Origin of the sequence: Arthrobacter crystallopoietes BAB-32, from assembly GCF_000328305.2 — a bacterium.
Taxonomy (GTDB): Bacteria; Actinomycetota; Actinomycetes; order Actinomycetales; family Micrococcaceae; genus Crystallibacter; species Crystallibacter crystallopoietes_A.
Map to the genome: position 1 here is coordinate 1 of NZ_ANPE02000130.1, position 10,648 is coordinate 10,648.

At 68.8% G+C, this 10,648-nt stretch carries 8 protein-coding genes; 4 read left to right on the top strand and 4 right to left on the bottom strand.

From position 1 onward, the window contains the following. Window positions 1-4: 4 nt before the first annotated feature. Window positions 5-2,101 (bottom strand): transglycosylase domain-containing protein, encoded by a 2,097-nt coding sequence (locus tag D477_RS10765; RefSeq protein WP_043846577.1) that lies wholly within the window; start codon window positions 2,099-2,101, stop codon window positions 5-7. Between the two features lie 98 nt (window positions 2,102-2,199). On the opposite strand from D477_RS10765, the gene D477_RS10770 reads away from it, so the two are divergent. The 3 genes from D477_RS10770 (at window position 2,200) to D477_RS10780 (ending at window position 6,330) form a co-directional block, all read left to right on the top strand. Next, the gene (locus D477_RS10770; protein ID WP_005269068.1) at window positions 2,200-2,667 is read left to right on the top strand and encodes a hypothetical protein; all 468 of its coding nucleotides are present in this window, start codon (window positions 2,200-2,202) and stop codon (window positions 2,665-2,667) included. 165 nt (window positions 2,668-2,832) lie between these two features. Further along, window positions 2,833-4,473 (top strand): dolichyl-phosphate-mannose--protein mannosyltransferase, encoded by a 1,641-nt coding sequence (locus D477_RS10775; RefSeq protein WP_005269069.1) that lies wholly within the window; start codon window positions 2,833-2,835, stop codon window positions 4,471-4,473. Window positions 4,474-4,515: 42 nt separating this feature from the next. Then, a complete protein-coding gene (locus D477_RS10780; RefSeq protein WP_005269070.1) occupies window positions 4,516-6,330 on the top strand; it encodes an AMP-dependent synthetase/ligase in 1,815 nt (604 codons plus the stop codon). Between the two features lie 11 nt (window positions 6,331-6,341). On the opposite strand, the gene D477_RS23715 is transcribed toward D477_RS10780, so the two are convergent. Next, window positions 6,342-8,258, bottom strand: coding sequence for a TIGR01906 family membrane protein (locus D477_RS23715; protein ID WP_005269071.1), 1,917 nt, complete (start codon window positions 8,256-8,258; stop codon window positions 6,342-6,344). 78 nt (window positions 8,259-8,336) lie between these two features. Further along, window positions 8,337-9,329, bottom strand: coding sequence for a stage II sporulation protein M (locus D477_RS10790; protein WP_005269072.1), 993 nt, complete (start codon window positions 9,327-9,329; stop codon window positions 8,337-8,339). A gap of 105 nt (window positions 9,330-9,434) precedes the next feature. Between D477_RS10790 and D477_RS10795 the strand changes: the two genes are divergently transcribed. Continuing rightward, window positions 9,435-10,238 carry an RDD family protein gene (locus D477_RS10795; RefSeq protein ID WP_005269073.1) on the top strand — a complete coding sequence of 268 codons (804 nt, stop codon included), beginning with the start codon at window positions 9,435-9,437 and terminating at the stop codon, window positions 10,236-10,238. Between the two features lie 13 nt (window positions 10,239-10,251). On the opposite strand, the gene D477_RS10800 is transcribed toward D477_RS10795, so the two are convergent. Next, window positions 10,252-10,648: SRPBCC family protein (locus tag D477_RS10800; RefSeq protein WP_237740768.1), on the bottom strand; the 397-nt coding region annotated here is incomplete at its 5' end.

A 10,648-nucleotide genomic window follows, 5' to 3' on the forward strand; every position in this document is an offset into this window, starting at 1 on the left:
GCGCCTACGGGTAGAGCATGCTCCGCGGGACATCGCCGAAGTCGCCGGTCTCGTAGTCCTCGGCCACGGCGCGCATGTAGCCGGTCCACTGGGCGCCGGCTACCGAGGAGCCGTCCACGAAGCTGCGCACCACGCCGTTGATCGGCACGTAGTTCAGGGACGAGTAGGCCTGCCAGGTGCCGACCCAGGACGCCGTCGAAATTCCCTTGGTGTAGCCGACCGTCCAGGTCTGCTCGGACAGGTCGGTGGTGCCGGTCTTCGCCGCCGCGGGCACGCCGATGGGTTCGATGTTGCCCGGCCGGTCTTCGATCAGCTTTCCCAGCGGGATGCTGATGGCGGCGGCGACCTCCGGCGAGATCGCCTGGCTGCATTCTTCGCCGGGCAGTTCGTAGCTGTTGCCCTGGGCGTCGGTCACTTCCAGCAGCGCCCTCGGCTCGCAGTATTCGCCCTCGGCGGCGAACGTGGCATAGCTGGCGGCCATGGTCAGCGGCGAGACCTCCTGGCCGCCCAGGATGAAGGACGGGGTGGAAGCGTCCAGCGGCTCGCCGTCCACGGCCCGGTGCACGCCCATCCGGGTGGCGGCGTCCTGGATGTCGCAGAGGTCCAGCATCGCAGCCTGGGCCGCGGTCGCGGAGTTGACGGACCAGCGCAGGCCGTCGCTCACGGTCATCGGCCGGGCGTAGCCGGGCAGCGCGTTCTTGAAGTCCCATTGGCTGAACACTGTGTTCTTCGGCGCGCAGCTGGCCTCCCAGTCGTACCCCTCCGGATAGTAGGTCCGGCTGGCGTCGATCACCTGGTTCAGCGCCCGCCCGGATTCCAGCCACGCCACGGTAGTGAACGGCTTCATGGTGGAGCCGGGCTGGAAGCCGTAGGGCGTGCCGCCCATCGCAGCGTCCACGTTGAAGTTGAGCTCGGTGTTGGCCTCGCCCTGCTCCGGGCTGTAGTTCGTGTTCTGCGCCATCGCCAGGATGCGCCCGGTGCCCGGCTGCACCGAGACCATGGCCGAGCCCGCCCCGGACTCGTCGCCCATCGGCACCTGCTTCTCGATCTGCTCCTGCGCTTCGGCCTGCAGCTTCGAGTCCAGGGTCGTGACAATCTTCAGGCCGCCGCGGGCCAGCAGCCGGGCCCGCTCGGTGGCGTTCTCCCCGAAGGCCTCGGACTGCAGCACCAGCTGCTCGACATAGCTGCAGAAGTAATCGGCCATGGCCGCCGCGGTGCAGCCGGACTTCGCAGGCTGCAGGTCCAGGTCCAGCTCCGAAGCCTTGGCCTCGTCGTACTCCGCCTGCGAAATCTTGCCGTACTTCAGCATCGCCGCCAGCACCATGTCGCGGCGTTCCTTCGTCACTTCCGGGTTGGTCACCGGATCGAAGTAGTTCGGCGACTGCACCATGCCCGCCAGCATGGCCGACTGGGCGATGTCCAGCTCCTTGGCCGGAATCCCGAAGAAGGTCTGCGCGGCCGCTTCCACCCCGTAGGTCTGCCCGTTGAACAGGACGATGTTGAGGTACCCCTGCAGGATCTCGTCCTTCGAGTACTCGCGCTCCACCGTGATGGCCAGCTTCGCCTCGCGCACCTTGTCGGCAACGGACTTGGTGCCGCTGATGGTCAGTTCCTCGGCAGTCTTGCCGGCGTCCACGCCCGCATCGATCAGCACGTTGTTCACGTACTGCATGGTGATGGTGGATGCGCCCTGCAGGTCGCCGCCGGACATGTTGTTGACCGCGGCCCGTGCGAGCCCCTGGACGTCCACGCCGTTGTGCTCGTAGAACCTGATGTCCTCGATCGCGATGATGGCGTCCTGCATGTGCTGCGAGACCTCGTCCAACGCGACCGGCTCCCGGTTCTCGGCGTAGAACGAGGCGATCAGCTTTCCGTCCGCGCTGTAGATTTTCGACGGCGCGTCCAGCGGCCCGCGCTCAAGTTCGCCGGGCAGCTCCTCGAACAGCTCCACCAGCTGCGTGCCGCCGGAAGCCGACACCGCCGCCGCCGGCACCAGCAGCCCCGCGGTCAGGACACCGCACAGTACACTGACCGCCAGGAACATGGCGATCTTCCCTCGCTTCGTGAGGGAGTCAGGCAAGGTCAGATGTGGGGCACGCACGCCTTAAACGTTAAGCCAGCAGGCTGGGAGGACTCTGGAAGCGCGCCCTCCCCAATTCCGGTCTTTACCTCAACCCCGCGCGCTGGAACAGTGGAGCCATGCGCAAAGCGATCCGCACCGCCGCGGCGATCCCGATTCTGGCCGTACTCCTGGCCGGCTGCTACGAACAGGACGTGGAGGAAACGGATCCCCTCGCCGTCGGAGTGGATGCCGACGTCGGACCTGTCCAGGTGCGCAGCCTGCTGGTCGTGTCCGCCGCCGTGGACGAGCCCGGCCGGCTGCTCGGCACCTTCTCCAACACCCTGGACAATCCCGCCGAGGTCACCATCGCGGATGCGGATGAGGAAGTGTCCTTCACGGTCGACGGCGGCACCGACCTGGGCCTCGACACCTCGCCGGTGCATCTGGGATCCATAGCGGAGCGGCCCGGTTCCCGGGTGCCGATCACTGTCACGGTCGGCTCGCAGAGCGTCGACCTCCTCGCGCCCGTCATGGACGGCAGCCTCGACCCCTATGCTCCCTACCTCCCGACCATAGCGCCCTCCAGCCCGGCGCCCACGCGCTGAGCGGGGCCGGCGGCGCCACGGAAGCTACGGGCCCGGTGGTTCCGTCCGGGATCGCCGGCGGGCGGTAAGGTTCCTATGTGGCTTCATCCGTCCCAGGTTTGAGCCGCCGGCTGCAGCAGCCCGGCGGCTCCGCGCGGCACAACCATAAAGTTACGGACCGGTAGCATGTCGGACGTGAGCTACGCCACCGCCACTGCGCATGCCCCCGAGCGGCGCGCGCGCTGGGTCGAGTCCCCCGCCCGGGCCTTTTCGGAAGCGGTGCTCACGCGGCGGCTGCTCGGCTCCCCGTTCCAGCCCGGCCTGTGGGGCTGGCTCATCCCGCTGTTCACCGCGGCCATCGGCGGCATCCTGCGCTTCTACCGGCTGGGCGAGCCGGATTCGCTGGTCTTCGACGAAACCTACTACGTCAAGGACGCCTACTCCTACCTGCTCTCCGGCTACGAGCGGGAGTGGCCCGAGGACGCCAATGACGCGTTCAACGCCGGCAGCCCGGGCCAGCCGCTGAACGAGCCGGAGTACGTGGTCCATCCGCCGGTGGGCAAGTGGATGATCGCCTTCGGTATGGCGCTTTTCGGGTCGGACAACGCCTTCGGCTGGCGTTTCGGTGCGGCCCTGGTAGGCACGCTGTCCATCCTGCTCATCGCGCTGATCGCGCAGTCGCTGTTCAAGTCGACCGCGCTGGGCGGCATCGCGGGACTGCTGACGGCGATCGACGGCCACCACTTGGTGCACTCGCGCACCTCGCTGCTGGACATCTTCCTCGCCTTTTGGGTGGTGGCTGCCTTCGGCGCGCTGCTACTGGACCGCTATGACGGACGACGGCGGCTGGCCGGCAAAGTGGCGGCCCTCGCCAGGGGCGGAGGTACTCCAAGGGACTCCGAACTGCTGTTCGGGCCGCTGGTGCTGTGGCGGCCGTGGCGGCTGGCCGCGGCGGTATGCCTGGGCCTGGCCGTCGGCACGAAGTGGTCCGCGCTGGCGTTCGTGGCCGCCTTCGGCCTGATGGCCGTGCTCTGGGACATGAATGCCCGGAGGGTGGCGGGCATCCGGCAATGGTTCGGCGCCGGCGTGCTGCGCGACGGCGTACCGGCCTTCTTCACCATGATTCCGCTCGCGGCGCTGACCTACGTGGCGACCTGGACCGGCTGGTTCCTCTCCGCGGACGGCTACCACCGGCAGTGGGCCCGGGACAACGCCGGCGGCATCTGGGGCTGGGTTCCGGACCCGCTTCGCTCGCTGGCCGAATACCACCGCAGCGCGTACACCTTCCACAGCGGCCTGGACTCCTCGCACCCGTACGAATCCACCCCGTGGACCTGGCTCTTCATGGGCCGCCCCACGTCCTTCTACTACCAGGGCGACGAGCGCGGCGTGAACGGCTGCCTGGTGGAGAACTGTTCGACGGCGGTGACCGTGGTCGGCAACGCGATCATCTGGTGGGGTGCCGCGCTGGCGCTCAGCGCCGTCGTTTTCGCCTGGCTGGGCCGGCGCGACTGGCGGGCCGGCGCCATCCTCTCCGGCATCGCCGCCGGCTACCTGGTCTGGTTCCTCTTCCCCGAGCGGACCATGTTCTACTTCTACGCCATCGCCTTCCAGCCGTTCCTCATCCTCGCGCTGACCTACGTGCTCGGGCTGGTGCTCGGCCGTTCCTCGGATCCGCCATGGCGGCGCCGGCAGGGGGTACTCATCGTCGGGCTCTTCGTCGTGGCGGCGCTGCTGGTGGCGGCGTTCTTCCTGCCGGTCTGGACCGCGGAGCAGATTCCGTACCAGGACTGGCGCTGGCGGATGTGGATGCCAAGCTGGGTATAGGCAGCGGATTTCACCAACCTCGGATCAACGAAAGGCCTACAGGTGCGGGAAGCAGCAACTGACCTTCTGGACCGGATGCCCGAAGGCACCAACATCACCGACCTCCTGGTGTCCCGGCAGCAGCGGAATCCCACCCTGCCGCTGTATGCCGTGAAGCGCAACGGGGCCTGGACGGACATCACCGCCGCCGAACTGCACCAGCAGGTCAGCGCGCTGGCCAAGGGGCTGATCAACGCCGGCATCGAGCCCGGCGACCGGATCGCGGTGATGTCGAAGACCCGCTATGAATGGACCCTGGTGGACCTGGCTGGCTGGTACGCCGGCGCCGTCGTCGTCCCCATCTACGAAACCTCATCCCCGCACCAGGTGCAGTGGATCCTCTCCGATTCCGGCGCGAAGTCCGTCTTCGTGGAGGACGAGGCCAAGGCCGGAATCGTGGAGAAGGCCATGGCGGAGCTCCCGGAGCCGCTGCCGGTCTGGACCATGGCCGGAGCCGGCTCCGGGCTGGCGGAGCTGCAGGCCAAGGGAGCGGACGTTACGGATGACGACCTGGAGCAGGCGCGCACGTCCCGCACCCTGGCGGATCCGGCGTCGTTGGTTTACACCTCCGGAACCACTGGCCGGCCCAAGGGCTGCATCATCACGCATGGAAACTTCGCCGAACTGGCCGTCAACACCACGGAGTTCCTGCCGGAAATCCTGAAGGAACCCGGCGCCAAGTCGCTGATGTTCCTGCCGCTGGCGCACGTGCTCGCCCGCGCCGTGCAGGTCATCTGCCTCACCGCCGGCGTCAAGATGGGGCACACCGCGAACATGGGCGAGCTGATCGAGGACCTCGGCAGTTACAACCCCACGTTCCTGCTCGTGGTGCCGCGCGTGTTCGAGAAGGTCTACGCCACTGCGCGGCAGAAGGCCGAGGACGGCGGCAAGGGCAGGATTTTCGACGCCGCCGCGGCCACCGCGATCGCCTGGTCCAAGGCGGTGGACGCCGAATCCCGTGGCGAGGGCATCGGCCCCTCGCTGCTGCTGAAGGCCAAGCGGGCCGTGTTCAACCGGTTGGTCTACGCGAAGCTGCGTGCGGCTTTCGGCGGGCAGGTCGGATTCACTGTCTCCGGCGCCAGCGCACTCAGCCCGCAGCTGGCGCACTTCTTCACCGGCATCGGCGTCCCTGTGCTCGAAGGTTACGGCCTGACCGAATCCACCGCCCCGGCCACGGTCAACCTGCCGGGGCGCAACAAGATCGGCACCGTCGGGCTGCCGCTGCCGGGCACCACCGTGCGGATCGCGGACGACGGCGAGGTGCTCATCAAGGGCATCGGCATCACGCCGGGCTACCACAACAACGCCGAGGCCGACCGGGACAGCTTCGTGGACGGTTTCTTCCGCACCGGGGATTTGGGACGCCTTGACGACGACGGATTCCTCACCATTACGGGGAGGAAAAAGGACCTGCTGGTCACCGCCGGCGGCAAGAATGTGGCGCCCGGGCCGCTCGAAGACGCGCTGCGCGAGCACCTGCTGGTGGCGCAGGCCGTGGTGGTCGGCGAAGGCAAGCCGTTCGTGGCCGCGCTCCTGGGGCTGGACTCCGAAGGGCTCGCCCGCTGGTGCCGCACGCACGGCAAGGAGCAGCTGGACCTCGGCGCCGCAGCCGCGGATACGGATGTCCTGGCCGAACTGCAGCGTGCCGTGGACCACGCCAACCGGCTGGTCTCCCGCGCCGAGCAGCTGCGCAAATTCACCGTCCTGCCGCTGGAGCTGACGGAGGCCTCCGGACATATGACGCCGTCACTGAAGCTCAAGCGGAACCAGGTGATCGAGGACTTCGGCGACGCCATCGAGAGCCTGTACGCGAAGTAGCAGCGGAGCCCTTAGCCGCGCTCCCCCGCGTCCGGTTCGCCCAGGTACCGGGCGCGGGCGGCTGCCAGCTTCTCGGAGCTGGCCACCCGCCGGGACTTGGTCGGCCAGGTGAAGGCCAGCACCAGCGAGGACACCACGAATACGAGCAGCCCGATCACGATCCCGGCGTCCATCCAGAACTGTCCGGGGAACAGCCGGATGAGCGTGTCGTTGGTGAAGAACGTCCAGGTGCCCTCGGCGAAGAAGACGCGGTGGAACTCCGTGAAGAAGAGCTGCCAGTTGAGCGCTCCGAGCACGCCGAGCGCCACGATCAGCAGCTGCGTCGCCAGCGAACCGGCGAACAGCCCGCGCCGGATTCCGCCCGGGTAATGCCGCGCCAGGTAAATAACCGCCAGCACCGTCAGCACCAGCAGGACCACGCCGGCGATCCAGGCGCCCATGATCACGGTCTTCACATCCGCCATGTGGCTGACCTCGGTGGCCAGGAAGAGCGGCTGCCCGTCCGGTCCCACTAGCTCGCCCAGGTAGCGCGGGCCGGCCCAGTTCAGCAGGTAATCGACGGCGTATGACCCGTAGGTCATCCGGTCCTCGGTGCTGAACCCGAAGCTGTCGGCAGGGAAGCCCGGGCGGTTGTACTCGATCCACAGGAACAGCGGCGTGCAGACCAGCCGGATCGCGCCGATCAGCAGCAGGAACGGGAAGCAAACTGCCAGCAGCACCTGCAGGACCCGCCCGGCCACCGGCTTCGCCTTCAGCGCCTCCTCGCGCTGGTTGGTCCGCTTGATGACTTCCGAGCGGGGCGGCCGGACCGACAGCGCGCTGGTGGGCGGGTTGGCGTCCGAGGCCGGGTGGGCGTCGCCCGGGCTGGCGTCGGCGCCCGGAGTGGCGACGGTGGTCCCGCTGGCGACGGTGGTCCCGCTGGCGTCTGGATCCTGGCTGGGGCGCGAATCCGCGTTGGCCTCCGGACCCCGGTTGGCGTCCGCGCCCGGGCTGGCGTCGGCGCCCGGGCTGCCCTTCGACCGGGTGATGATGACCGACGATGCTTTGGCGGCCTCTGGGCTCGGGGCCGGGGCCTTGTCGGCTGCGGACCCCTTTCCGTCCGCAGAGTTCCGGGCGTCCGAGTCACCAGCCGCCGAGTCAGCCACGGAGTCATCAGCCGCCGGTTCGTTCCCGGTCCCGGCTTCGTTGCCTGCCGAGGGGTTGGCGTCGGCTCCCGTGTTCTTCTCCGGAGCTGCGGCGTTCCGGCCAGCCGATCCCGCGTCTTTGCCTGCGGCTGCGGCGACGGCAGCGGCTCCGGCCACCCCTGTACCGGCGTTGGAGCCCTTCGCGGCCAGCCGCGCGGCGTCCTTCAACGATGCCCTTGCGGCCGGAGACGAGCCGGCCTGTGCTTCGGGCTTGGCAGAGTCCGCGGGGTCCGCGAGGAAGCGCGTCTTGTCGGCCCGGGTGGCACCGTTCGATCCGCCGAGCCCGCCCGCCTGCGCGGCTGGTTGAACGGCCCGCATCGTGCCGGTGTCTTCCAGCAGCCAGGCGGTATCCAAGGGTCGGGCCGGCGCCGCTGGTCCGGCGGACGTACCGCCCGGCCGCGTCGCTGTTGTTCCGGCCGGAGCATCATCTTCCGTGCCCGCTGCTGCCCCGGCAGAAAGGCCACTTGCCCCGGCAGCCGGCGACGCACCGCCGTCGTTGTTTCCGGCAGGCTCAGGCGAGGGAGCCTGGGCGCCCCAGCCGGGGACCGCGTCCGGACGGAAGCCACCGAAGGACCTGTCGCTCTTGGGGGCCTCCCCCAGGCCCGGCCGGTCCTGGCCCACCTGGCTGGCGGGAACCGGCGTGGCGGGAACGGACTCCGGACTGCCATCGGCAGGCGCCCCGGTGTTCCGCGCCGCTGCGCGCTCCGCTTCAGCCCTGTCGGCTTTCCTCTCCTCGGCTGCCACGTTGTCCTCTTTCCTCAAACGGCACGTCTCATCCGACAGTACCCGCGTCCGGCCCGCCTGCCGCGGATGCGCGCCGGGTCAGCTGGTGCGGGCGACTTCTCCGGCGTCGAACTGGCCCAGGTCGCCGCGTTCGCCGGCATCGTAGGCGCGCTTGCCCAGCACCAGCGTGTACACCCAATAGGCGGCGAGGACGAGGGCGCCGATGCCGATCCGGGCCCAGTGCGGCAGCGTGCTCGGCGTGACGAAGCCTTCGACCAGGCCGGAGATGAACAGCACGAGCACCAGGCCGAGCGCCACGGTGATCAGCGAGCGGCCCTCCCTGGCCAGCGACGCCGAGCGCTTCATCCGTCCCGGGGACACCCAGGCCCAGAAGATGCGCAGGCCCGCGGCGCCGGCAATGAAGATGGCAGTGATCTCCATCAGGCCGTGCGGCAGGATGTACAGGAAGAAGGTGTCGAGCTCGCCGTAGGCCGCCATCATGCCGCCGGACATGCCGACGCCTTGGGCGTTCATGTACAGGATGAACGGCACCCAGACCCCGGTTACGCCGAAGGCGACGCACTGGGCAGCGATCCACGCGTTGTTCGTCCAGACCATGCCGGCGAAGGACGCGTTGGGGTTCTCGGAGTAGTAGTTGACGAAGTCCTGCTCGACGTAGCGGCGCAGTTCCTCGTCCGAGCCCATCGCGCGGATCACTTCGGGGCTGCCGGCCACCCAGGCGCCGAAGAGCCAGGAAACCAGGATGAAGACGGCGCCGAGGATGACGGTCAGCCAGCGCAGCCGGTAGAACGCGGCCGGCAGCGCGAGCACGAAGAAGTTGGCGATGTCCTCGGTGAAGTTCGAGCGTGCGCCGGTGAAGCGCGTCCGGGCGCGGGACAGCCGGGTGGACAGCGCCGCCGAGAGCTGGCCTTCGGGCGCGGTGGAGCGGATCATCGACAGGTGCGTCGACGTGCGCTGGTAGAGGACCAGCAGCTCGTCCGCCTCGGCCCCGGTCAGCCGGCGCTTGGCGCTGAGCTCGTCCAGGCGCTTCCAGTCATGCTGGTGCACCGCTGTGAAGGCATCGATATCCACGATCCCAGCCTATCCGCCGCGGTGCCCCGCGCGGCCCCGGACGGCGCCGGACGAAGCCGCTGCGCCGCCGTCGTTAGCAGCACGGACCGCCGCTAGAGTAAACCTATGAGCAACATCGTCACGGGCGAGGCCGTGGTCCTGGAGCTGCGGCCGGCTTCCTTCGGCGTGCGGGCGCTGAGCTCGATGATCGATTGCGTCACCAACGTGCTGCTGCTGATCCTGGCCCTGGCATTCCTGGCCGAGACCCTGCAGCTGAGCTTCGACGCGGCCGCCGCCCAGGCCCTGAGCCTGACGCTGTTCGTGTTCTTCCTGGTGATCCTGCCCGTGGGCGTGGAGACGCTGACCCGGGGCAAGTCGCTGGGGCGGCTGATCATGGGGCTGCGGATCGTGCGCGACGACGGCGGGTCCATCCGTTTCCGGCATGCCCTGATCCGTGGCCTGGTGGGCGTGTTCGAGCTGTACCTGCTGCTCGGGTCCGTGGCGTTCATGGCGGCGCTGTTCAACGACCGGTCGAAGCGGCTGGGCGATCTGCTGGCCGGCACCTACAGCATGCGCGAGCGGGTCGGCGTGATCCACCAGCAGCTGCCGCACACCCCGCCGCAGCTGATGCCGTGGGTGAAGCTCGCGGACATGGGGCGGCTGCCGGAGTCGCTGGCGCGGCGGGTTTCGCAGTTCATTACGCAGGCGCCGAAGATGATCCCGGCCTCGCGTGAACGGCTGGCCGTGGATCTGGCCACCGAGACCTCGCAGTACGTCTCGCCGCCGCCGCCGGCCGGGACCGCGCCGGAGATGTTCCTCATCGCGGTGATGGCCGAGCGGCGTGAACGGGACTTCGTGCGGCTGAGCCGGCAGTATGAGCGGTCCCAGCAGCAGAGCGCGCGGCTGCACTCGCTGCCGTTCCAGGACTGATCGGGTCTGGCTTTCAGCCGGCTGCGGCGGTCAGTCTGCGCAGCTTCCCGAAGCTCTCCGTCCAGCCGTTGCGGTGCAGCTCAAGCCGTTCCTCCGTGGCGAAGCTGCCCTGCGTGAGGGACAAGTCCGTGGCGTCCCCGGCGTCGGCCAGCGTGAGCGTCACGAGTGTTTCCCGGTCATCCGGCGCCGGTTCCTCCCAAGCGAAGGTATAGACCAGCCGTGCCGGGCGCTCAATCTCCAAGAACCTGCCGCCCAGGTGGAACGGCTCGCCCTCCGGCGGCTGCATGGTGAAGCGGTAGGTGCCCCCGACCATGAGGTCCAGTTCGATTCCCGCGTCGTGAAACCGGTTGGCCCCCACCACTTCGCCAGCTCGTCCGGTTGGGTCAGCAGGCGGAATACCCGCTCTCGCG